The sequence below is a fragment of the Gimesia sp. genome (assembly GCF_048262075.1).
Classification (GTDB): domain Bacteria; phylum Planctomycetota; class Planctomycetia; order Planctomycetales; family Planctomycetaceae; genus Gimesia.
In genome coordinates, this window is record NZ_JBLXFK010000015.1 from 115,474 (window position 1) to 137,206 (window position 21,733).

The following is a 21,733-nucleotide window of genomic DNA, read 5'->3' on the forward strand; positions in this document are numbered from 1 at the left end:
TTTAACAGAACGTCTCTCACTGTGATGCTCAGACCACATGCCCCTGGAACCGCGACAGTAGAACGGGATACAGTCTAAGAGGACTGGTCCTCGGTCTGTTCGGTTTCCCGTTTTTTCATGAAGTGAATATCCATGCTGGACTTCTGCAGCAGTTCGTAGCGTTCCCAGACTGGCGGGCATTCGAATTCGGCATCCCGGGGTGTTCTAAGCAGCAGATGACAGTCTGCGGAGGAGACATTCTCCTTAGCCATGCGTTCCATGGAGATATACAGTCGCGAGCCTGGTTTGAGGTCATCAATCATTTTGTAAGGGGGGTCTAAAAAGATCAGGCTGAAAGGCACAAAGTCCGGAACATTTTTGGGTCGAAACGAAGAAAGCAATGCATTGGTTTTCCAGCAGAGAGTGGTGTCTTCTGCGCCGATGCTTTCCACATTGCGTTTAAGCAGTTCCTGTGCCTTGTAGTCCTGTTCGATAAAGACCACGCTGGCGGCGCCTCTACTGAGTGCTTCCAGCCCGAGGGAGCCTGTTCCTGAATAGATATCGGCGACGCGTTTGTCTTTAACAGTATCCCCCAGCCATTCAAAGAGGACTTCTTTGACAAAGTCGGTAATAGGGCGGGTGGTCTGTCCGGGATTCGAATGCAGTTTCCGACGACGATATTTGCCTGCAATAATTCGCACTGTAATGCCATTTCACTAGAACGGGTGTGTACCATTGTGGGCGCACACGAGTAATCAATTTGCTTTTCTTCTGCGATTGTATAGAGGCTGTTAAGGAATGAGAAGGATCATTGCTTTTCCTGTTCTTCCCGTGCAACGCGCTCCCAGTGTTTTTTGATTATCTCGGCGGCTTCTTCAGCGACGGAGTGGAATTCCTTTTTTTCCCGGTAAGTGTTGGCAGAAGTTTTAGCGGCTGCAGTTTCCGGGGGAGGCAACTGCGAAGCGTGAATAATCGTGGTATCACCAGAGGTTGTTTCTGTGTCGTCAGCCTCTTCAGAAAGCCAGGTCGAGATTTCATCATCAGACAGGGGCGCCGATTGATCGGGGCTGAGATTGCTCGGCTTGGGAATTGCTTTTCGGGTTCCCACCAGCTTGAACAGCATCGGGCCGACGCGTAAGTGGTCCCCCGGGTGAAGTGGGCTTTCTGTCTGCACAGGTTTGTCATTGACGAATGTGCCATTCTGACTGTTCAAGTCGACTACAAAAAGTTGTCCGTCACGCATCTGGAGTTCGCAGTGTTTGCGGCTGACATCCGGATCTGAAACGCGGACATCGCAGTCAAGTTCTCGTCCGATGGAGATGTTTCTTTCTGGCAGCTTCAGGGTTTTTCCCTTGTACTTTCCCGATTGGATAATGAACTTTGTCATACTCTGCGGCCCTTAAGTGATGAAGTGAACTCGGGGATGTAAACTCTGAATAATGTCAGGCGTTCGAGCCTGGGTAAATGGCAGGTATGATCTGATTTGGCGGTATCAGTTTTCATTGAGCGCATATGATGTCAAACAGGAAATGTGAACTGCCCATCAAAAACAGAAGTAGGTTTTGTTCCTGAAAAACAGTGTTTTTTTATTAATCATGCAGGGGGACGATCAGTGCTTCTCTGCAGGCAGGGCAGGTCAGGGTGCGTCCGCGATGTTTTACTTTGACCTTGATTCTTTTTCCACAAGAGCAGAAAAAGTGAATATGTTTTTGGGCAGCAGTTGAAGTGGTTTCGCTGTGTGCGTGTTCCCAGACATCGTCCGAAATCTCTTTGATCAATTCGAGCAGTTCATCGGTGTCAAACGGTTTGACCAGATAGCCGTCTGCACCAACGCGATTTGCCAGTTGACGTGATTCCGGTGAGTTGATGGCGGTCAGGATCAGGATGGGGACTTCACTTTCTTTCTGCTTCATGCGTTCGCAGATTTCAAACCCGCTTTCCTGGGGCATGATCAGATCCAGGATCACAAAATCAGGTTTATGCATGCTGAAAGAGGAGTGGGCCTGTCCGCCGTCTTTGGCGACTGTGACATGATAAGCGTGTTCTTCCAGCAGTGTTTTGAGGAAAAATGCCGTGTCCTGTTCGTCTTCGACAACGAGGATATGATTGACGATGGATGATGTGAGTTCCGAGCGAATTTCATTGATAGCCATTGTGGAGACTCTCCATTTCAGTGTCCCCGATTCCATCGGGCGGGATTGCTATATGAAATGATCTGCAGAGAATTAAGTTTGCAGAGACTGTCCTCGTATGCAAATGCGGTAAGTTAATCAGTTATAATTCGTCAATAGAAGTCCGTAATTAAATTCCATGATCTCATGATAAAAGCATAATATTTATTGTCTCACAGCCGCAAAGAATTAACACGGCAAATGTTTTTATTTCGAAGGAAATAGCAAAAAGTCCTGAAAAACAGGGCAAATACATTGACTTTTGGAATTAAGATTACTTTACTTACGCTTGGCTTGGAGAGAGATTCAACTTGAATCCAAGTCTGAAAACAAATTGGCAACTCATTATGACGAGGTGGGAATCCACTTCATTCATTTTCAAATTCCAGAATCAGGAGTTCACGATGGCAGCAAAGGCTACGACTAAAGATAAGCCACTTACCAAAACAGAGATCCTCAATGCACTGGCTGAAGGTTCTGGACTTACCAAAAAAGAAGTGACCGCAGTTCTGGATGAATTAAGCGCTCTGATTTCCAAAAATCTGGGCAAGCGTGGTCCCGGTGTTTTCAACATGCCTGGTCTTCTGAAGATTCAGGTTCAGCGCAAACCTGCCACCAAGGCAACCACACGCCCCAACCCATTCAAGCCTGGCGAAATGATGCAGGTTGCTGCCAAGCCAGCTCGCAACGTCGTCAAAGTACGACCTCTCAAAGCACTGAAAGAGATGGTTTAAGCTCCATCATTTTTCGCTGAGATACACCCTCAAAGGATGCAGCTCCTGATTCAGGATGCTGCATCTCGGCAGGTTGTCGACACTCGCATTCCCGATTTGGTGCTTCATTCACTTGTATAAACCTGTTCTAAACCTACTTGACTTTTCTCATGTTTAGGCGGATTTCAGGTCTTAAACTCTAAAATTCCAAATTTTATTTGAATTTTAGTTGTTTTTTGTGATGAGTGATTCTGTACTGGCTGTGAATGTACAGTTTGTCGTAAGTCTTTCTTGAGCTGTATCTTGCAGTTGCAGTGTTATACCTCACATACAAGTCAGGTAATTCTCTTCGAGCCCGTTTGCGGTACCAGTGCGCTGGTGCATTGCGCCAGCCTCTTGACGCTCTAAATGTGGACATGTAAAATCTGCATGTTAATAGATCATTAGTATTTTCACTGATAGATCGTAGTGGTGTCAGGCCTGACAGCAGGCACCACGTCAGGATTTACGTAGGATGCTTTATGTGTCCTGAGAGAGAACAATGGCATGTTAGTGTTATCCCGAAAGAAGAATGAGAAAATCGTAATTGACGAGAACATCGTCATCACGATCGTCGAGATACGCGGTGATAAAGTCCGCCTGGGGATCGAGGCACCTCGAGAAGTGCCCATTCATCGCAGTGAAGTCTATGACGCCATTCAGAATGAGCAGAATGCAGCTCCCGGTGAACCGAATTCCGTTCCTGAAGCAAAGAGTGATGCTTCAGAGTTGCTGCAGTAATCTACTATTCTGTGCATCTATGAATACTAACAAGCCGCCTCACAGCGGCTTTTTTTATTGGTTCCATTTCAGCGGAAATCGGTCCAGGTAGATGAATTAAGAGTTTTTTTCAGAGATCCTGAATTCTATTAACGCCGTCCGCTTGACTTATCCGATGGAAAGCTTAGATTACATTTCTCGATGGCCCCATCGTCTAGTTAGGCCCAGGACATCGGGTTTTCATCCCGAAAACAGGGGTTCAAATCCCCTTGGGGTCATTTCTTGAGCAGCGACTAATTTCCTGGGTAGTCGCTGCTTTTTTTACGTCCATCGTTTTCCGGTACTCTGCTCACTTGACCGGTACTCTGCTCACTTGAATAGCGCAGGGGGAAAAGAATGTGAGACGTTTACAGCGGATCGCTGGCAGAGAGGCTGAGAATTTCCTCTGCAAATTCAGCAATACGAAATACAGCCCCTGCGATGGATGCCATGTTTGCATCACTTGTCAGCAGAACCGGGTGATGCAGCAGAATCAGGTTCTGGTCGCATTCTGTGGCCACATGGAGTTCGTCAGTCTGTCGGAATCGACGCCGACTGTGGATCGCGTGGAGCGCTCTGAATCCCGGGTAGACTGCGATCCCTTCCGCCTGCATAGCCTGGCAGAACAGATCGCGTGTCAGGCCTGAAAAATGGGAAGGCTGATACAGGAAGCCCAGCTTATAATAGCCCGGCCTACTGATGGCCTGTAAAGACAGTTGCTCATTTCTGAAGGGGACCAGTCCGGAGTCAGTGCCAAGCTGTGTGAGAAGAATGTCCACATGTTTCTGACGAATCTGATTCCGCGCATCCAGTGTTTCCAGTTGAGGAAGTAATAAACCCGCCTGCAACTCGGTCAGCGGATAGGCTTCATTACCACGATGTGAATACAGCCGGATACGTTGCGCAATTTGTGGAGAACGTGTCAGGATCGCCCCGCCACGTCCCGCTGTGAGCAGTTTACTGCCTCCGAAGCTGAGAATGCCGATTTCACCCCAGCTACCGGCGATCCGGTCTTCTATGAGCGCACCGGGCATCTGGCAGGCGTCTTCAATCACCGGGATCCCACGTTCGTTCGCCATACTGATGAGCGTCTGCATGGAGACCAGGCCGCCATGCAGATGCGAGACCAGGATACCTTTTGTGGAATCGGTGATTGCCTGTCCCAGCTGATTCAGATCGAGATTGAAATTCTGTGGATCGACGTCAATCAGTACAGGGGTCGCACCGACAGTCACGATGTTCTTGAAATTCCCTGTAAAGTCATAGGCGGCGAGAATGACTTCATCGCCAGGGCCGATCCCCAGTCCCCGTAAAGCCAGTTCAACAGCAGCCGTCCCGCTTGAGCAGAGGATCACCTGTTCTGTCTGGTGCAGTTCTGCCAGTTTCTCTTGCAACTGTTCGGAACAGGGACCATGGTACCTGCCCCAGGCACCCGTCTGTTGGGCCTGTTGCAGGACCTGGTTGATGGCGATATCGGGGAATGGCCATTCGGGAGGCCCATCAGGAAAAGCGGGTTCTCCGCCGAGAATCGCAGGTTTTTCAGAGAGCAGGCTGTTCATTGGTGCTGGAACCGATTCAAATATATGTTACGAAATCGGAATTCGTAGAGAACATAGTATTATTCTAAAGAACGTTAGATTAAACTGTGATTAGCACGGACTCGTCGGCTGGTAACTGACGATGCCTGTAAAGCTTCCTGTGTGTATAACAACTTTAATATTAAAGTGAGTCATATTATGTCACATCAAATCAAATTTATCATGGTGGGTGGTTTTTTAGGAGCAGGAAAAACCACAACATTAGGACGGCTGGCAAAATATTATGCTGACCAGGGTTTGAACGTGGGTGTGGTCACCAACGATCAGGCTGCCGATCTGGTAGATACAAATGCACTGCGGTCTCAGGGGTTGCATGTGGGGGAAGTGGCCGGGGCCTGCTTCTGTTGCCATTTTAATGCACTGATGGAGACAATTGAAGAACTGGGGTCCCAGCAAAAGCCGGATGTCATCCTGGCAGAGCCGGTGGGCAGTTGTACGGACCTGGTGGCGACTGTGATTCAACCGATCAAACGATTGTTTGATGCTGATTTTTCCATTCATCCCTATGCGGTGCTGATGAAACCGAGTCATGGATTGAAAATCTTGAAGAACGATAAGGGCTCCGGTTTCTCTCCCAAGGCGGCATACATCCTGAAGAAGCAGCTGGAAGAAGCAGACCTGATTCTGATCAACCGGATTGATGAGCTGTCTGCAGAAGAGGTTGATGAAATTACAGCTCTGGTGAATGAGCAGTTCCCGGGAACTCCTGTATTACGCACATCCGCTCTGACGGGAGAAGGCTTTGAACCATTAGTTGAATTTCTGGAGCAGGATGGCGACTTCGGCAGCAAGGTCCTCGACATTGATTATGACATTTATGCGGAAGGGGAAGCAGAGCTGGGTTGGCTGAACAGCAGTGTGCATATTTCCGCAGAGAATTCGTTTTCTCTGGATCAGTTGCTGCTGGATGTCATTTCACAGCTGCAGGCATCTTTTAAAGAGCAGTCGGTCGAAACAGCGCATCTAAAAACCATTGGCTTGTGGGAAGGATTTTTTGGTGTTGCCAATCTCGTCAGTAATGACAGCGAACCCAGGTTGTCGTTATCATCTGATTGTACGGTAACGGAAGCGGACCTGATTGTGAATGCGCGCGTCGCCTGTGATCCTGAAGCTTTGACAGCGCAAGTGATGCAGGTGCTGCAGAACTGTGCTCAGGCGTTGAATGCGAAGCTGGAGTTTCGCCAGACACAGAGTTTCCGTCCGGGGAGACCTGTGCCTACGCATCGCTATGCGGCGCCACAATAGGCTTTGGTTTCTGTTAAATGCATTGAGAGTGGCGTCTACGTTTAATGGATTTCGATGTCTGAGTTAAGTGAGATTTTTGATGCAGGGCGGCGGCAGAAGTTTCGTCGACAGTTGCAGTCATGGTACGTATCACATCAGCGAGATTTACCGTGGCGGCAACAGCACGATCCTTATGCCGTCTGGATCAGTGAGATCATGCTGCAGCAGACCGTGGTGGCTGCCGTCATCCCTTACTTCAAGCGGTTTATGACCAGCTTTCCCAATGTGCGGGTACTGGCGGCTGCGGAAGAGAGTGAAGTGCTGCAGCACTGGGAGGGGCTTGGCTACTACAGTCGCGCGCGGAATATTCATAAGGCGGCTAAGCTGATTGCCGGTGAACTGGAGGGAAACTTTCCCCGCGATGTGGACGGGTTGCAGAAATTGCCGGGAATTGGCCGCTATACGGCGGGCGCCATTTGTTCGTTTGCCTATGACACGCGTGCCCCGATTGTTGAAGCGAATACATTACGCTTGTATTCACGATTGATCGGGCTGGAAGAGGATCCTCGTTCGAAGTCGGGACAGAACCAGCTGTGGGAATTTGCAGAATTGATCCTGCCCCGCAAGTCGCCGGGAGAATTTAATCAGGCTTTGATGGACCTGGGGAGCCTGGTGTGTACTCCACAGAATCCAGCCTGTGATACCTGTCCTGTGAGTGTCGGCTGCGAAGCTTTTCTTCGGCAACGGCAGAATCAGATTCCGGTTCCTAAAGCAAGGCCGGAAATTACCCCACTGACGGATGTGAGTATTGCTGTCTTTTCCGGCAGACAGGTGATGATTCGGCAACGAGCAGCAGGGGAACGCTGGGCCGGCTTATGGGATTTCCCGCGATTGACGCTTGAGGAAATGAACGGCAGCCCGCATCCGGCAGTGGTTCGCAAAAAAACGGATCGACAAAGAGCCTTGTTTCCTGGGCAGCAGAAGACAGAAATTGAAATACCGACAGGTCTCTCGCCAGCTATAATCCCCCGGCTCGAAAACTATTTGAAGGAACAAGTGGGCGTTGACGCCAGCATGCAGCAGTTGATCACGGAAATACGGCACAGTGTGACCCGGTATAAAATTCGGCTGCTCTGCTTTGTGGCGCAACTGGAACAGCGGGCGGGGAAAAGAAAAGCGATTCAACTCAACAGTGAGCCCGGCAATTCAGAATATAAGTGGGTGTCAGTGAATGAACTGGATTCGTATCCCCTGTCGGTGACGGGCAGGAAATTCGCGAAACTGCTGGCAGAGCGGATGTAGTGCCTGCGGATGAAAACGCTGCTGCCCGCAGAGTGACATTCAAAAGTAACAGGCGCAAAAAAATCCCCATTCTCAAAATTGCCTGAGATTGAGAATGGGGAAAACGCATTTGACTCAAGAGAAGAAAGCGGCATCCGTGCCAAAAAGACCTTCCATGGAATATAAGCCTTTAGGGTTACCGGATGTGATGGGGATACTGAATGAGTCGCAACCCTCTCCTGTAGTCAAAGACGCTGTAGTACAATGTGTATTGTGATGCGATTGTGAGTTAACCGGATAAATCTTTGAAGAGGGTGCCAAATTCGGGCATGTCCTGTTCCAGCAGATTTTGCCAGGCTTCCAGGCTCCAGATTTCCACGCAGATCACTGCGCCAATAATCATGACGTCCTGGTTGGGTTGAACTCCCAGAAACTCGCGAAATCCTTCCGGGATCGTGCAGCGAGAGCGATTTGCTAACTGAATGGTACGATTTCTGGTCGACAGTAATCGTCCCAGACGCTGCACTTCATCCCAGCGGTTCTCCAGACGGTGTGACTGAATTTTCTGTTTAATCAGATCCACACCCTGTTGTTGTCTGTTCTGCCAGTCGGCAGCTTTCCAGAGGCTGAGGCATCCTGCTCGTTCCTTGGTCAGCATCGTCTCCCCCGATTCGTCCGTGATCGCCTGAGCCATTTCTGCAGGAAGCGAAATGCGGAAGCGGTCGTCGACCGTTCGCTTTGTCTCTCCCGTGATAAATGTTTCACTGCTCATAACCAGCCTGTCCGAGGGGGGATGCGTGTATCAACTCTCAGCGATACCGAAGATGTTCGATATTGTACTGGGCAGATAACCCACAATCAACTAGTTATCAAAGATCAATTGGGTAGGAAACCCACTACGAACCGAATTTACCGTTGGTTTTCCGAAAAGGCAATCTTTGATTGTTCAATTCTATCGATTTTGTCAATTTTTCTGATCAGCTCTCATTTCACCTGAACAATTTGATTCATGAAAAGTCAGCTGGTGGATATCAATGTAAGTCACTTAAATCTCTAAAAATTGAACGCCATTTGAGGCTACGCAGTGGCTCGTATTCACCTGCGTTGACAGGGATCTACCGAGTATAATTCGTTTGTTCTGAAGGCTTCTGATTTGAAATGCGGGTTAATGATTTCGATCGTCGAGTGACACTTTGACAGAGTGGAGTTGTCTCTCAAAATCAGCAGTAACGGCTGATGGGAGTCGTGATTTTTCATTCAGAGTACTGATTGTTTTAGCTGGTGTGACATTGTCGCGATTTGATTCCTGGCAGGCGCAGGACTTGCGCGAATCAGGCAGAGAATGGTTCGGAATTGGTTAGAATTGACCAGACCATCGAGTGATGATCAGGCACGGGTGTGAGATGGTCAGCTGAAGACCACGGGAATAATGCAGGAAAGACCGGGGGCAATTATCACAAGTGCTCATTCGCGTCGCTTTTTAAAAACTGTTCCACGCGCGCGACGCATGCGACGTAGTCTGGCGAGAGGCGGGTGATTGTCAAGCTGAAAACAGGACACCGGTGAAAACAGGAATTCTGACAGTTAGAGCGTATTACTCTTAACCATAGCGTCTCTCAATCTAATTTACTCGGGCCAAACAGCCCTGGAGACGCTACAGAAAAACTAGACACAGTCTCGCCTGGGGTGAGCAGCTCAGAAAAAAAGCGAAGGCAGGATCGTGTAGAAGTGAGTGAGGTAAAAAAAACTTCAACTGCCTGGCGGAGGCTCTGAATGTGCTTCAGAGTCCGCCGGGCAAGAGAAGTATTCCACCCTTTCCAGTTGAGGGGCAGGTGAATTTTAATATTCGCGATTCTTGAGAATCCCGGGCAGAGGCACGGGGTAGGAACCATCAGCACGGGCGATCACAGGCGCTGGTGATTCCATTGTCAGTTTATCGACATCCGGAGCAAACTCCTGTTTGCAGTTCAGCATTTCATCGTAGGTTATGATCTGACCGGTGTGAGCGGCCATTCGACCCATTGAAGTAACCAGACTGGCTTCGGCACCCCGTCGCACTTCGTTGTAGGGTTGATCGTTGCGGATCGCGTTAATCAGATCTTCCCATTCCACCTGGTAGGGGTTGGGTTCCGGTTGAGGGTAAGCCCAGACCAGGTTTTCATCGGTTTCGTTATAGCCTTTGTAGATACGTGATTTCGCAGGGTGGTGGGCTGAGGTGGAGATGACGGCCAGCCCTTTCGTTCCGTGAGCAAAGCTGGCAAATTTCTGACGACAGCCGGGAATCGTACGACCACGCAGGAACAGCTTCGTACCGTCAGCGAAAGTATATTCCACGCTGTAGCTGTCGAAGTTCTGGTCCACACTATCGCCACGGTAGTGACGTCCCCCAGACCCATCCGCCTGAACGGGCCAGGCATCTTTCATCCAGCAGCTTTCGTCGATGTTATGAATAAGGAAGTCGCTGAAACCGCCACCACTGGCCCAGAGGAAACCGTGGAACCGTGAAATCTGATAGAGCAGTTCGCTGCTCATGTTTTCTGGTTTGGGGCCTGTCGCTGCAGAACCGGTAGGACCAGCCATACGGTAAGCCCGGAGTTCCAGAACATCGCCAATCTGTCCATCTTTGATCCGATCATGAAGTTCCTGACGTGCTTTGCAGTGACGACACATCAGGCCGACGCCGACCTTCAGATTTTTCTCTTCCGATTTTTTAGCAAGCTCAAGCATCTTGCGGGTACTGGGGCCATCCACGGTGATGGGTTTTTCCATGAAGACGTTGATGCCTTTTTCGATGGCGTACCCGAAGTGCACCCAGCGGAATGCAGGAGGGGTTACGAGCAGTACAACGTCTCCCGGGCCAAGACAGCTGATGGCTTTTTCATAGCCATCGAAGCCAATAAATTTCTGGTCATCGGGAACATCGACTTTATCATCAAACTGTTTTTTAAGACTGTTGTAGCTGACATCGAGGCGGTGATCGAAGACGTCGGCCATTGCGACCAGCTTAATCGGACCACTGGTAGTAGAGAGTGCGTTCGCAGCAGCACCTGTTCCGCGACCGCCGCATCCCACCAGGGCAATTTTGATCGTGCTTTCATCAGCAGCATAGACGTGGGGAATTGATGTACCGGCTAAGACAGAAGCCCCGGCTGCGAGTTTACTGGAATTCTTTAAAAAATCGCGGCGGGATGAGACATTCTGGGGCGCTTCACTCATTCTGGGCTCCTTGGCAGTTCATTGGAATAAAATCAAATTGTTGGCAATTTACCTGATACGTCGATTGAACGAGGAATGCTGGTTGGCAATCGAAATTCTGTGTGGACAGAAATAAAAGAAGATCAGATAAAAACATATGAGAATATCTGATTATATCAATGCAAAAGAGGCACTTGCAACTTGTTCTGATATTTCTCAGGGAGGAATTGTGGTGCAATCACAATAAAAAAAGCCGAAGACTGAAACAGAGTCTTCGGCTTTCAATTTATTAGTGATGTTTAATATTGAGTTTAGAAATTGTAACCAGGATTTTTAGGATCGAAGTCAGCATCACTTAACCCGACGTTGGTTCGGATGTTGGTGTAGGTGTATTCTTCGACTAATTCCGGCTGACTGTTCTTTCTGGTAGGCCAGTCATATTGTTCCACGCGGACAGGCAGGTTTGTTGCTTTGTCGATGTAGAGTCTGGTCATCTGGAATCGGATACCCTGTTTCTGCTGTGGGTAGCTGGTCTGCAGAACTTTGCACTGCATGTTCCCCAGTTTTGCATCCGGGAAATATTTAACGGCAACGCCCGCATCGACGGCTCGTTCTTGTTTCCATTGTTTCAGGATCTGATACAGCATTTTACGAATGCCGATTGTTGTGATCGGGTAGCGGCTCTCATCCATTGCCTGTGGGCTGTTGGGTTGCAGAGAAACGGTGCCGACAAGTCCCTTAATTCCGGTTTCATGGGCAAGAATCTGATTTCCATTTCGTCCATGGAAATAGATGACTTCGCGTCCAGCGTGTGGTTGCTGGAACCCCAGGTAAACACTCAGTGGTTTCTCACGAAACTTGATCGCCATTGTCTGGGTGGCCTGCATTTTGCGGCCTACCTTCTCGCGTTTGATGAATGTTCCCTGGAAGTCTTTCACTTCCGCCGTCGTTTCGTAGCTCTTCATCGCCAGGCGAATCGCAGGATCAAGAGCATGATCAGACTGTGCCTGTACAGGGCTCGCCTGTGTGAGGCAGGCAGTTGCGGTCAGAGCCAAAACACCTGCGATAGCCACGAATTTCTTTGTCTGGCGGACCAGAACAGTATTTTGTAAGTAAGAGTGCTGTTTAACCATTGAATCCCGTGACTCCCTTTGTCGAAATCCACTTGCTTTGGACTGATTTCCGACTGAGCACTGTTGCCGGAAAAGCTGTCTAAAACCAGTAAGAAATATAGACCACACAGATTTACGAAACCGCTGAGGGGTTTCCTGCAGTGAAATGATAAGGTCTTTTGAATGAATGCCGAACACAGATCCAATCTGTATTTTGACTTGATGCTATAGTAATAGATCGAACCTCAAGACAAACCGTAATCAATTAGATCACGTGTTCTCTCTGTTTTTTTATAAATTGTCAAGACAGATTCTTTAAATTGACTTGTCGCATTATTGCGATGTGTATCAGTTATATTTGCCAGGGTTACTTGTTGACCCATTTTAACAGTAGGGTGGTTGTGTTGAAACAGGAGATTTTGAGTAGATTTCCTGAAAAGAAGAGAATTCGCTAAAGTTCAATTGTTCCAATTACGGTCTTTCTGTATGATCCGCATCCTTAGAACCAGTCGGCTCGTATTGACTTGTCAACGGTTCGTTTGTTTCAGACATCAATGACTCAACAGATTTCTAAGTTGTAATCGAGCTTGGAACAGGCCATTGAGTGATTGTGAAGTGTGGTTGGCCAAGATGGTTTCTGGTAACCAAACATTGAGAACAAGGATTGTTCCCATTGTTCTAATCGGATTGTTTCCGATAGCGTGATTGCGAACATGGAGGAGAAACGCAAATGCGCTCCAAATCAAATGACTTTCTTTCAACGCTGCTCGTACTGATACCTCTGGTCGCAGTACCGATGCTGGCAATTTTCGGTATTCCGGAAATCGCTCCCGTTAAAAAGTCGGCTCTCAATGAGAACGAGCTCTTCGAAAACGAAGATTCTAACCGGTCCCCGTTCGAAGAAATTTCGTTCGATGCCTCTTCGCATGAAATTGATTTAGGCAATGAATCCGCCTTAACCGACCGATCCGGCACCCCCGATTCTGGTATGCGAAATCCTTTTGGTGAGACAGCCTCAACGCAGAATGGGCATCGGCATGGCGAGGAATGGTTGCCTCCCGCAGGCGCCCTGGAAGGCTGGGAACTGGATTCGGCTCCTGCTCAGAGGGAGCCCGATCAAAAAATGAGAGGGCTGGCATCGTCAGGTCTGGAAGACCGTCAACCACAGGGCGGCAATCCCATCCAACAGGCATCATTTGAAAATCAACCTGGAGCGGTCGACACACAGAATCCCTTCAATCAGGGCGGGGTTCAACATCTCGACACGGTAACAAATCCATTTAATCAGAATTCAGCGACACCTTCCCAGACTGAGGGCACACAAAGGGAGGTCATCGATGAGCAGTTTCGGCAGCGTGCAGAAACGATGTTGAGACGAGATTCAGCTACCTGGAGTGCTGCCGTTCAAAAACTGAATGAGCTGGGGATTCGCGATTACCGTCTCGAACCGGGGGGGCGCCCTGACGAATTTTTATTCAGCTGTTCCTATTCTCCCCCGCACAATCCGCGCGTCTCGCGACGGTTTGAAGCAGAAGCACTTGACCCCTTGAAGGCAGTGATTAAAGTGTTGCAACAGGTCGATGAGTGGAATCAGAGTCGCTGAACAATACACATGAAAAAAGCCCTCTCTGAGTTGACTCAAAGAGGGCTTTTTTATTTTCAACAGTTGGATATTCCAACGGATCAGGCTTCGTTTTTCTTCTTCTTGCTTTTGTTCTTACGCTTTTTCTCTTCCATTTTTTTGCGCAGTTCTTTGGATTTGGGTGGTGCCTGTCGTTTCAGGTGGGAGCGTTTATCGACAGTTCCTTCTGCTTCTTCGATCTGACCACACAGATCCGCGAGTGAAACAGCAACATCCTGCTGACCATAGGAGGAAGAAGCCGACCAGGCACGGCAGCTTTGGTGCCCTTCGATGTGGTAGCTCTGATCGAGGCTGCGAATTGCTTCGCTGAACTCAACCATTTCATCATTGATCGCGGTCGAAGCCGCACTTAACCCTACCGTAGCGCCGAGGACTCCTACAGTACCAAGCACGACCAGTTCAGCTGACATTACTAAACCAGCTTCATCGTACCAGAAATTTTTCAACAGATTCATAACAGACCTCTCAAGTAAAGTGGTGACAATTCAATTGAGAGTGAGGTGAGAGTGAGTTCCGCCTGTGCCGATTGTAACGGTTATTCGGATAAGTGGGATTATAGCGATTGTTTTGCTGTTGTTAATATGAGACAGATAGAAAAAATAGATAAATACAATATTATTTGAACCCAAGATTCATAAGTCTATAAATATAAATGATATACAGCTTAATAAGATTGTGGGAGTCAGGCTGTTGTTTATCAGGCTGGCGACTTCTGGCTAGATTGTTTAAGAGTTGTTGACCATCAGGCGAACCCAATATTCGCTATAAAAACAGAGGTGCAGAGAGCGATACATACATGTCTGAGATAAATCCAGGCAGTGTTCTGCGATCTTTCAGGAGAAATTCGCGGGAGTGAATCCCTTTATACTTGCCTGATTTGTAGTTTCGGGACATGATCGTAGCGATCATTGAATCAGAGCTCCCGGTAATACGCCACAGATCAGAAGAAGGGCCAGCCCAATATGTCATCACAGCAATCACCAGTCGTTATTGGTATTCGACTTTCCATCATGATGTTTCTCGAGTTTTTCGTGTGGGGGGCCTGGTATGTCACCGTCGGCAACTACATGGGAGCCAACGGGATGGGTGATGCAATTTACTGGGCGTATACCGTCGGTCCCATTGCCGCCATTCTTTCTCCTTTTATCCTGGGGATGGTTGCTGACCGCTTCTTTTCATCAGAACGGGTGCTAGCAGTTCTCATGATCATTGGTGGTGTAGCCCTCTATCTTGCTCCGAGTGTCGTCGGAGAAGGTGGAGCAGGTAGCAAGACATTCATTCTTCTGTTGTTACTGCATATGCTCTGTTATATGCCGACATTGGGGCTGACCAATACAATTGCATTTACTCATTTAAAGAATCAGGAAGTCTGGTTTCCACTGGTGCGTGTGTTTGGGACGTTCGGCTGGATCGGTGCGAATATTCTTGTCAGTAAAGTGATGGGGGCCGATATGACTTCCAAGCCACTATTGGTGGCTGGTGGTGCAGGTGTGCTTATGGGAATTTACAGTTTAACACTGCCTCACACTCCCCCTCCTTCCAAGGGCAAGGCGATTTCTGTTCGAGATATTCTGGGGCTCGATTCACTGGCTCTGTTAAAAGATCGCTCTTTCCTTGTGTTCATGGTGAGCTCATTACTAATCTGTATTCCGTTGGCCGCTTATTATGCCTACGCTCCTGTTTTTGTGGCAGATGCTGGTATTTCTGATCCTGCCTTTCAGATGTCGTTCGGTCAGATGTCCGAAGTATTGTTTATGATTTTGATGCCGTTCTTCTTCAAATTCCTGGGTGTTAAACGCATGCTGCTGTTTGGTATGTTCGCCTGGGTTGCCCGTTATGCTCTGTTCGCTGCCGGAGCAGGAGAAGGTGCCGTTGAAATGGGAGCTAACAGTGTCTACATGATGATCATTTTCGGGATTATTCTGCACGGGATCTGCTATGACTTCTTCTTTGTTACTGGCCAGATTTATGTAGATCAGAAAGCAGGACCAGCCATTCGTGCTCAGGCTCAGGGCTTTCTGGTATTTGCAACGCAGGGGATCGGGATGCTGGTGGGAGCCCAGATCAGCGGTAATTTAATCAATAGGATTGTGGTTGGCGAAGGAGCCGCCAAACTTGAGAACTGGAAGGAATTCTGGATTATTCCCACAGTAGCCGCATTTGTAATTATGATCATCTTCCTGTTCCTGTTTAAGGACGATCCTAAAAAGGAAATCACCGAAGAAGACGTTGCCAAAGCAGCAGGCACGGAAGAGATGGTGTAAGTTTCCGCCTGATGAAAATAAAACAGCCCTCTGTTCATGGTGAGCAGAGGGCTGTTTCTGTTTTCAGCATGTGAGTTGTAGTGCGGTCATTTATTGACGTGGCACTGGAGCTGCCTGCAGTCGCACAGGCATCATGGATTCGACGAGAATGTATTCCCCGCGTAAATCATTGCGGAACCAGCGTTTTCCGGTCACGCCGACAGGCCGTCCAAGGGCAGCATCCAGGTTGATTTGTGGTGAGACCGGCTGCAGATAGGCTAGAAATTGACCGTTCGGGGCGGTCAATGCATGTGTGGGCATTCCCTGGCGTACATTCCTTAACCGGCGAACGATTCCTGCACCAGAGAACTGTGGTTGGGCCGATGGAGCTGGCTGCTGTGTAGCGCCCGGTTGTGGAACAGAAGGCTGAGGCGCACTGGGTTGTGGCAGTGGTGTCAGTGGTTGAGTGGGGGCCATCGGTTCTGAAGCAGGTTCTGGAGTCGGTGGCAGCAGTGATTCTGAACCAGGCGTAATGGTTGTATCGGGAGTGGGATACCGGCTCGTTTTATTCTGTTCCGGAGCCATTGAAACCAGTTCCGCATCGCGTTTACTGGTTTCTTCAGCCAGCTTCAGGAAATCCTGGTACTCGGATTGAACCTTTCGATAACGATTCACGGCTTCGATCCGCAGATCAATTTTACTGGCAATCGCAGGATGTTTGATTTCCCCTTGCAGGGTTTTGTAATCCTGTTCCAGTCCATTCAGGTCCCAGGCAGTTGGTTCTGCTTCAATCATGGCACGGAACTGAGTGTCGATCGTTTTGATCGCATCTTTAGCAGCAGCGATCTGTTCTTCTTCCGGAACACTGCGGCGGGCAGAGCCATCAGTGGGAGTTTTGATCATTTCCTGCCTGGGAGCAAGCGAATTGTTTGGGGAACCGCCTTGGCTGAACGGATCATTTTGATTGACTGCGATGGGTTGATCAAGGGGGGCAGGAGCAGTTTTGCCTGGTTGATACTGGTCAGTCGGGATAATCAGATGTCCTTCAATCCACCGCCATTCGCCCGTAGGTGGTTTAATCTGGTACATCAGCACATTCCCAAATTCGGTGGGAACATTTTTACTTCCAAGAATGGTCACTTCATCATTTTTAGAAAGTCGAATCTGCTCGACATCACGTGATTCACCAAAAGAACTTCCCACGCGAACGACCACACCATTTTCAATGACGCGCCCTGTTTGATTTCCGGTTTTTTGCACGTGTTCTGCACGGATCCAGCTGAAACTTCCCTGGGGAGGAGAAATCATAAACCAGCCACCCGGGTCATGACGATGCACGGTGACGCGGTTTCCCTTTTTGAGTTTCAAGGTTGGATAGTAGCGGGTCCCATTCCCACTGCGCACCAGTGCCTCTTCCGCATTGACGACAGCGTCGTAGGGAAAAGTACGTTTCGCCGCAAAACTATCGTCAGCAAGACTGAGAATGAGCCCTGTGATTAATAAAGGTGTCAGAATCCAGCGGTCTAACGGACACATGGAATAAGCCTCCGTGCTGACTATAAACAGCCCATTTGAAAAGTATTTATAAGTTGTTGAATGTGATTAATTCAACAGAAATGTTCAGGATATTCGAATCGAAATAGATTCAATTGAGGGGAAAGGTCTCGGTAGAGAAGTTGAAAGAGGGGCGTTTAATAATCAAAAACAAATTATATGGCAAGGCCAAAAACGAAGGCGAGCGACGACGTCCACAATTTACTGAGAAGTTTAATGCGAAAAGCGGGGTCGGGGTGAGGTGAGAATGGGAAGCGATCTGAAAATGAATGCAAATGCTCACTTTTTCGTATTGACGTAAAATCCAATCTATGCAAAATTATCGTTCTCTCAGTATGGTTCGCTGGCTCATATGACATGAATCCAGCTATATCATCAATGTAAAATCACATTTCCAAGAGACTTTGATCGCGAAACTGTCAATCAAAGGCTGGGTACAGTTTCGTTACCAAATCAAGAGAAATTCTAATTCGTTTGATCGCCACTACGGAGAGTGGTCCATTCTGCAAAGGAGTGCTTCGGTCGTGAAAAAATTTATTGCTTCAGCTACGGTTATTGCCATCGCGGGTTGTTTTGCCTGTTTCACTGAAACAGCGTCTGCACAAGGCACAGCGCCTGCTGCAGGGGTCAGTTCTGTGGTACACAAAGTGGGCCTGATTGATATGGCGCATGTGTTCAAAAACTATGAAAAATTTACTGCACTGCGTGAAGAGTTAAAAGAAGAGATCCAGCAGAGCGATGGCAAAGCCAAAGCCATGGCAGAACAGATTCAGGCTGTTCAGAAAGAAATGCAGGACTTCAAACAGGGAAGCCCCGAGTATCTGGCTCGCGAAAAACAGCTGGCTCAGGCAGCTTCTGATTTCGAAGCATTCCGCAAAGTGGCTCAGCGTGACTTCCTGCGAAAGGAATCACGAATCTATCACACCATCTATATGGAAGTGACAGACACCGTCAAGAAGTATGCCAAGATCTACAACTACACTCTGATCATGCGGTTTAACCGGGAAAGCCTGGATACTGATGATCCCAAGAAGTTGATTCAGGGCATGAATCGTCAGGTTGTATTTCACCGTGCCGACGATGATATCACACTGTCTGTTCTGGATTACCTGAACCGCAGCTATAAGCCTAAAGGAACCGCAACAGGTCCTAAAGCAAGCACTTCACGCTAAGCTTGACTGTTGTGTGAGCACTCTCATTGGATGTAGCGCAGGTTCTCATACCTGCCTGCATCCTTTTTTGCGATATTTCAAAGTATCCGCCAATAGGCCGTCAGCGAAGGAGTAGGCAATGCGAACTCGTAATCAGAGAACGCTGGCCAGATCATTACAGTGTACCGGGGTGGGGATTTTTACGAACAGCGATGTGAAAATTCGATTCTGTCCGGCACCCGAGAATCATGGGATCCAGTTTGTACGAACCGATCTGACTGGTTCGAAGCCGATCCCCGCGATTATTGAAAATGCCGTCTTTAAGCAGAGACGAACTGCCATCGAATTTAAGGGTGCCTCAGTCGAAATGATTGAGCACGTAATGGCGGCGTTGGCGGGGTTGCAGATTGATAACTGCCGCATTGAAATCAATGCTCCAGAAGCACCCTGTTTTGATGGCTCCTCGCTGCAACTTTCAGAGGAACTGCTGGAAGCGGGAATTGTCGAACAGCCTTTTCAGCGGAAACAGATCCGGATTGAACAATCGGTGACTGTCGAGGATGAATCGGGCAGCTTTATTCAGGCCAAACCATTAAATCGTTCTGTGATGGCTATTGGATATTATCTGAATTATGGTGACGATTCCCCCGTGGTTCCGCAGTGTCTGACGCTTGAAATCAATCCCGAAAACTGGATGAATCAACTGGCCTTTTCTCGAACGTTTGTTCTGGAGCAGGAAGTGGAAGCCATGCAGGCGTTGGGATTCGGTCAGAAGTTGTCCGCAAAAGACCTGCTGGTACTGGGAGCAGAAGGCCCGATCGACAATGAATTACGAACATTAGACGAATGCGTGCGTCATAAAATTCTGGACTGCCTGGGCGACTTTGCTTTGATCGGTTGTGATCTGCAGGGGTATTTCTGTGCTCATCAGTCTGGACACGCTTTAAACCGTGAGTTAATCAAGCAAATTAAAGCAACACACGAGTCTGCTCAGTCTGACAGTACCTGGAAGGTTGCCTGAAAATTCCCATTTCGGTTGCTTGCGAGCAACTTCAAATTTACGTTCTGGTAAGTCGTTGACTGCAGACTTTTTAGGATGTCGAAAATGCCGACAAAAATTTCAAATCTATCCTATGTCGATCCCCAGGCTGAAATCGGGGAAGATGTGACGATCGGGCCTTTCTGTCATATCGGACCACACGTCACCATCGGAAACGGGACGGTACTGGACAGTCATGTTTCCATTACGGGTCATACCACAATTGGGGAGCGCAATCGATTTTTTCCGACAGCAGTAATCGGCAGCGAACCTCAGGACGCTGGCTATTCCGGAGCACCAACGACTGTCGTGATTGGAGACGATAACCTGTTTCGTGAAGGTTGTACCATTCATCGTGGGGCTGAAAAAGAAGATTACTGTACCCGTATCGGAAATCGAAATACCTTTCTCTGCAACGCGCATGTGGCACACAACTGTCGCATTTTTAATGATGTGACACTCGTCAATGGAGTTTTACTAGGCGGTCATGTCCACGTCCATGACCGGGCCATTGTCTCGGGTAATACAGTCGTGCATCAGTTCTGTACGATCGGGACCCTGGCTTTTATCAGTGGCTCTGCGCGTACTACTATTGATGTGCCTCCTTTTATGATCTGTACCGGATCCGATGATTTTCGCGTGAGAACCGTGAACATGGTTGGCATGCAACGCGCGGGGATTTCAGAGAGTTCGGTTGCCGTTATTCGTCGGGCACACCGACTGTTTTACCGCAAAAATAAAAAACTGGAAGAAGTCCGCGAGATTTTCAGTCAGGAACTGGAAGGAGTGATTCCGATGGCTTTACAAACCCTGTTTGACCATTTTCAGGGCATTCAGGGCAGTAAAGCGGGGCGGGGTCGTGAAGCAGCCGCGCGAAGTGCACAATTCAACCCGGAAACAAACAATCAGGAAACAACACGGAGAGCAGCATGAGTTCATTGAACGTAGCCGTCGTCGGAGTCGGGGCACTGGGCCGCCATCACGCACGTATTCTGGCAGGTCTGGAAGGCGTCAATCTGTGTGCAGTTGCTGATACCAATCCGGTTCAGGGTCAGGCCATTGCAGAGCAGCATGGCAGTCGCTGGGTTGCAGATTATCGCGAACTGTTTGAGGGAGTGGATGCCGTCTCGCTGGCAGTGCCCACACACGCGCATCTGGCGATTGCCAGTGAATTCCTGTCGCGGCAGATACCTGTCCTGGTAGAAAAACCGATCGCCTGCAATCTGGCAGAAGCAGAAGAGCTGGTGCAAATTGCCGAAGCGCACAGGACATTACTGCAGGTCGGTCATGTCGAACGCTTTAATCCCGCGACACAGGCTGCCTTCGATCGCTGCCCGAATCCGCGGTTCATTCGTAGTGAACGGGTCAGTCCTTATACGTTCCGCTCGACAGACATTGGCGTGATTCACGATTTACTGATCCATGATATCGACCTGGTACTCTCCGTTGTGAAATCAACTGTCAAAAGTGTCGAAGCATTTGGAATCTCTGTCATGGGAGAACATGAAGACGCCGTGCAGGCACGATTGCGATTTCAGAATGGCTGTATTGCCGATCTGACCGCGAGCCGGATTTCCCCCTCAGCAAAACGGGCCATGCAGCTCTGGGGCGCTGCCGGGTGTGTCAGCGTTGATTTTACCAGTCGCGAAGTCACCGCCTATCGTCCTTCTGAAACATTACTGTATGGAACACCTCCACTCGAGCGTGCCCGGAAGGCGGGAGCCAACCTGGAAGCATTGAAGCAGGATGTGTTTGGAACGTTTCTGAAAGTAGAGTCACCAGAAGTTTCTGCAGCGGATGCTTTGACAGCGGAACTTGCGAGTTTTGTCGAGGCGATCCGAACTGGTTCAGCACCTCTGGTTGGTGGTACACAGGCTCTGCAGGCAATGCAGGTGGCCGAACAGGTGCTGGTCGCGGTGAATGAGCACGAGTGGGATGGAAGTCAGCAGGGCGCTGTGGGACCGTTTATTCAGTTCCCCACAGAAGAACGCCGACTGGCCGGTTAAAGCAGCCAGTCAGCGTGTCGTGCCTGA

General features: G+C 48.9%; 20 protein-coding genes and 1 tRNA gene. 11 read left to right on the forward strand and 10 right to left on the reverse strand.

Annotation, left to right across the window (positions count from 1 at the left end; translation table 11 throughout):
- Positions 1 to 74 precede the first annotated feature (74 nt).
- The 3 genes from rsmD to ACN0YH_RS23545 all read right to left on the reverse strand — a co-directional run bounded on the left by rsmD (position 75) and on the right by ACN0YH_RS23545 (position 2,132).
- A complete protein-coding gene (gene rsmD / locus ACN0YH_RS23535; RefSeq protein ID WP_417382042.1) occupies positions 75 to 680 on the reverse strand; it encodes a 16S rRNA (guanine(966)-N(2))-methyltransferase RsmD in 606 nt (201 codons plus the stop codon).
- Positions 681 to 787: 107 nt separating this feature from the next.
- Positions 788 to 1,366, reverse strand: coding sequence for an FHA domain-containing protein (locus tag ACN0YH_RS23540; protein WP_417382043.1), 579 nt, complete (start codon positions 1,364 to 1,366; stop codon positions 788 to 790).
- 202 nt (positions 1,367 to 1,568) lie between these two features.
- Positions 1,569 to 2,132, reverse strand: a complete 564-nt coding sequence (locus ACN0YH_RS23545; protein ID WP_417382044.1) for a response regulator transcription factor — start codon at positions 2,130 to 2,132, stop codon at positions 1,569 to 1,571.
- 422 nt (positions 2,133 to 2,554) lie between these two features.
- Here ACN0YH_RS23545 and ACN0YH_RS23550 point away from each other — a divergent pair, with 422 nt between their 5' ends.
- The 3 genes from ACN0YH_RS23550 to ACN0YH_RS23560 all read left to right on the forward strand — a co-directional run bounded on the left by ACN0YH_RS23550 (position 2,555) and on the right by ACN0YH_RS23560 (position 3,900).
- Positions 2,555 to 2,884: an HU family DNA-binding protein gene (locus ACN0YH_RS23550; protein ID WP_145227906.1), complete on the forward strand. Its 330-nt coding sequence runs from the start codon at positions 2,555 to 2,557 to the stop codon at positions 2,882 to 2,884.
- A gap of 525 nt (positions 2,885 to 3,409) precedes the next feature.
- Positions 3,410 to 3,643, forward strand: coding sequence for a carbon storage regulator CsrA (gene csrA / locus ACN0YH_RS23555; protein ID WP_417382045.1), 234 nt, complete (start codon positions 3,410 to 3,412; stop codon positions 3,641 to 3,643).
- A gap of 182 nt (positions 3,644 to 3,825) precedes the next feature.
- Positions 3,826 to 3,900: transfer RNA gene (locus ACN0YH_RS23560), tRNA-Glu, on the forward strand.
- Between the two features lie 129 nt (positions 3,901 to 4,029).
- On the opposite strand, the gene ACN0YH_RS23565 is transcribed toward ACN0YH_RS23560, so the two are convergent.
- On the reverse strand, positions 4,030 to 5,220 hold the full coding sequence (locus ACN0YH_RS23565) for a DegT/DnrJ/EryC1/StrS family aminotransferase (RefSeq protein WP_417382046.1): 1,191 nt from the start codon (positions 5,218 to 5,220) through the stop codon (positions 4,030 to 4,032).
- Positions 5,221 to 5,397: 177 nt separating this feature from the next.
- Here ACN0YH_RS23565 and ACN0YH_RS23570 point away from each other — a divergent pair, with 177 nt between their 5' ends.
- Positions 5,398 to 6,504, forward strand: a complete 1,107-nt coding sequence (locus ACN0YH_RS23570) for a GTP-binding protein (RefSeq protein ID WP_417382047.1) — start codon at positions 5,398 to 5,400, stop codon at positions 6,502 to 6,504.
- 54 nt (positions 6,505 to 6,558) lie between these two features.
- Positions 6,559 to 7,785, forward strand: coding sequence for an A/G-specific adenine glycosylase (gene mutY, locus ACN0YH_RS23575; RefSeq protein WP_417382048.1), 1,227 nt, complete (start codon positions 6,559 to 6,561; stop codon positions 7,783 to 7,785).
- 268 nt (positions 7,786 to 8,053) lie between these two features.
- Here mutY and ACN0YH_RS23580 read toward each other — a convergent pair whose 3' ends face one another.
- The 3 genes from ACN0YH_RS23580 to ACN0YH_RS23590 form a co-directional block, all read right to left on the reverse strand.
- Entirely contained in the window at positions 8,054 to 8,536 is a 483-nt protein-coding gene (locus tag ACN0YH_RS23580) for a division/cell wall cluster transcriptional repressor MraZ (RefSeq protein WP_417382049.1), read from the reverse strand.
- 1,067 nt (positions 8,537 to 9,603) lie between these two features.
- On the reverse strand, positions 9,604 to 10,980 hold the full coding sequence (locus tag ACN0YH_RS23585; protein WP_417382050.1) for a Gfo/Idh/MocA family protein: 1,377 nt from the start codon (positions 10,978 to 10,980) through the stop codon (positions 9,604 to 9,606).
- A 290-nt stretch (positions 10,981 to 11,270) separates the two neighbouring features.
- On the reverse strand, positions 11,271 to 12,092 hold the full coding sequence (locus ACN0YH_RS23590; protein WP_417382051.1) for a DUF1571 domain-containing protein: 822 nt from the start codon (positions 12,090 to 12,092) through the stop codon (positions 11,271 to 11,273).
- Positions 12,093 to 12,801: 709 nt separating this feature from the next.
- On the opposite strand from ACN0YH_RS23590, the gene ACN0YH_RS23595 reads away from it, so the two are divergent.
- Positions 12,802 to 13,674 (forward strand): hypothetical protein, encoded by an 873-nt coding sequence (locus ACN0YH_RS23595; RefSeq protein WP_417382052.1) that lies wholly within the window; start codon positions 12,802 to 12,804, stop codon positions 13,672 to 13,674.
- Between the two features lie 80 nt (positions 13,675 to 13,754).
- Here ACN0YH_RS23595 and ACN0YH_RS23600 read toward each other — a convergent pair whose 3' ends face one another.
- Positions 13,755 to 14,168 (reverse strand): hypothetical protein, encoded by a 414-nt coding sequence (locus tag ACN0YH_RS23600; protein ID WP_417382053.1) that lies wholly within the window; start codon positions 14,166 to 14,168, stop codon positions 13,755 to 13,757.
- Between the two features lie 307 nt (positions 14,169 to 14,475).
- Positions 14,476 to 14,622, reverse strand: coding sequence for a hypothetical protein (locus ACN0YH_RS23605; RefSeq protein ID WP_417382054.1), 147 nt, complete (start codon positions 14,620 to 14,622; stop codon positions 14,476 to 14,478).
- Between the two features lie 53 nt (positions 14,623 to 14,675).
- On the opposite strand from ACN0YH_RS23605, the gene ACN0YH_RS23610 reads away from it, so the two are divergent.
- Positions 14,676 to 15,977, forward strand: a complete 1,302-nt coding sequence (locus ACN0YH_RS23610) for an MFS transporter (RefSeq protein WP_417382055.1) — start codon at positions 14,676 to 14,678, stop codon at positions 15,975 to 15,977.
- A 90-nt stretch (positions 15,978 to 16,067) separates the two neighbouring features.
- On the opposite strand, the gene ACN0YH_RS23615 is transcribed toward ACN0YH_RS23610, so the two are convergent.
- Positions 16,068 to 17,492 (reverse strand): hypothetical protein, encoded by a 1,425-nt coding sequence (locus tag ACN0YH_RS23615; protein ID WP_417382056.1) that lies wholly within the window; start codon positions 17,490 to 17,492, stop codon positions 16,068 to 16,070.
- A gap of 542 nt (positions 17,493 to 18,034) precedes the next feature.
- Between ACN0YH_RS23615 and ACN0YH_RS23620 the strand changes: the two genes are divergently transcribed.
- From ACN0YH_RS23620 to ACN0YH_RS23635, 4 genes are all read left to right on the forward strand, one after another.
- Positions 18,035 to 18,682 (forward strand): OmpH family outer membrane protein, encoded by a 648-nt coding sequence (locus ACN0YH_RS23620; RefSeq protein WP_417382057.1) that lies wholly within the window; start codon positions 18,035 to 18,037, stop codon positions 18,680 to 18,682.
- Between the two features lie 118 nt (positions 18,683 to 18,800).
- Positions 18,801 to 19,682, forward strand: a complete 882-nt coding sequence (gene lpxC / locus ACN0YH_RS23625) for a UDP-3-O-acyl-N-acetylglucosamine deacetylase (RefSeq protein ID WP_417382058.1) — start codon at positions 18,801 to 18,803, stop codon at positions 19,680 to 19,682.
- Positions 19,683 to 19,766: 84 nt separating this feature from the next.
- A complete protein-coding gene (gene lpxA, locus ACN0YH_RS23630; protein WP_417382059.1) occupies positions 19,767 to 20,633 on the forward strand; it encodes an acyl-ACP--UDP-N-acetylglucosamine O-acyltransferase in 867 nt (288 codons plus the stop codon).
- Positions 20,630 to 21,706 carry a Gfo/Idh/MocA family oxidoreductase gene (locus ACN0YH_RS23635; RefSeq protein ID WP_417382060.1) on the forward strand — a complete coding sequence of 359 codons (1,077 nt, stop codon included), beginning with the start codon at positions 20,630 to 20,632 and terminating at the stop codon, positions 21,704 to 21,706. The genes lpxA and ACN0YH_RS23635 overlap by 4 nt, the downstream gene beginning before the upstream one ends.
- Positions 21,707 to 21,733 lie beyond the last annotated feature (27 nt).

Coding starts and splice junctions, on each gene's coding strand:
- ACN0YH_RS23540 (WP_417382043.1), bottom strand. CDS start 1,366: ATGACAAAGTTCATTATCCAATCGGGAAAGTACAAGGGAAAAACCCTG.
- ACN0YH_RS23545 (WP_417382044.1), bottom strand. CDS start 2,132: ATGGCTATCAATGAAATTCGCTCGGAACTCACATCATCCATCGTCAAT.
- ACN0YH_RS23550 (WP_145227906.1), top strand. CDS start 2,555: ATGGCAGCAAAGGCTACGACTAAAGATAAGCCACTTACCAAAACAGAG.
- csrA (WP_417382045.1), top strand. CDS start 3,410: ATGTTAGTGTTATCCCGAAAGAAGAATGAGAAAATCGTAATTGACGAG.
- ACN0YH_RS23565 (WP_417382046.1), bottom strand. CDS start 5,220: ATGAACAGCCTGCTCTCTGAAAAACCTGCGATTCTCGGCGGAGAACCC.
- ACN0YH_RS23570 (WP_417382047.1), top strand. CDS start 5,398: ATGTCACATCAAATCAAATTTATCATGGTGGGTGGTTTTTTAGGAGCA.
- mutY (WP_417382048.1), top strand. CDS start 6,559: ATGTCTGAGTTAAGTGAGATTTTTGATGCAGGGCGGCGGCAGAAGTTT.
- ACN0YH_RS23580 (WP_417382049.1), bottom strand. CDS start 8,536: ATGAGCAGTGAAACATTTATCACGGGAGAGACAAAGCGAACGGTCGAC.
- ACN0YH_RS23585 (WP_417382050.1), bottom strand. CDS start 10,980: ATGAGTGAAGCGCCCCAGAATGTCTCATCCCGCCGCGATTTTTTAAAG.
- ACN0YH_RS23590 (WP_417382051.1), bottom strand. CDS start 12,092: ATGGTTAAACAGCACTCTTACTTACAAAATACTGTTCTGGTCCGCCAG.
- ACN0YH_RS23595 (WP_417382052.1), top strand. CDS start 12,802: ATGCGCTCCAAATCAAATGACTTTCTTTCAACGCTGCTCGTACTGATA.
- ACN0YH_RS23600 (WP_417382053.1), bottom strand. CDS start 14,168: ATGAATCTGTTGAAAAATTTCTGGTACGATGAAGCTGGTTTAGTAATG.
- ACN0YH_RS23605 (WP_417382054.1), bottom strand. CDS start 14,622: ATGATCGCTACGATCATGTCCCGAAACTACAAATCAGGCAAGTATAAA.
- ACN0YH_RS23610 (WP_417382055.1), top strand. CDS start 14,676: ATGTCATCACAGCAATCACCAGTCGTTATTGGTATTCGACTTTCCATC.
- ACN0YH_RS23615 (WP_417382056.1), bottom strand. CDS start 17,492: ATGTGTCCGTTAGACCGCTGGATTCTGACACCTTTATTAATCACAGGG.
- lpxC (WP_417382058.1), top strand. CDS start 18,801: ATGCGAACTCGTAATCAGAGAACGCTGGCCAGATCATTACAGTGTACC.
- lpxA (WP_417382059.1), top strand. CDS start 19,767: ATGCCGACAAAAATTTCAAATCTATCCTATGTCGATCCCCAGGCTGAA.
- ACN0YH_RS23635 (WP_417382060.1), top strand. CDS start 20,630: ATGAGTTCATTGAACGTAGCCGTCGTCGGAGTCGGGGCACTGGGCCGC.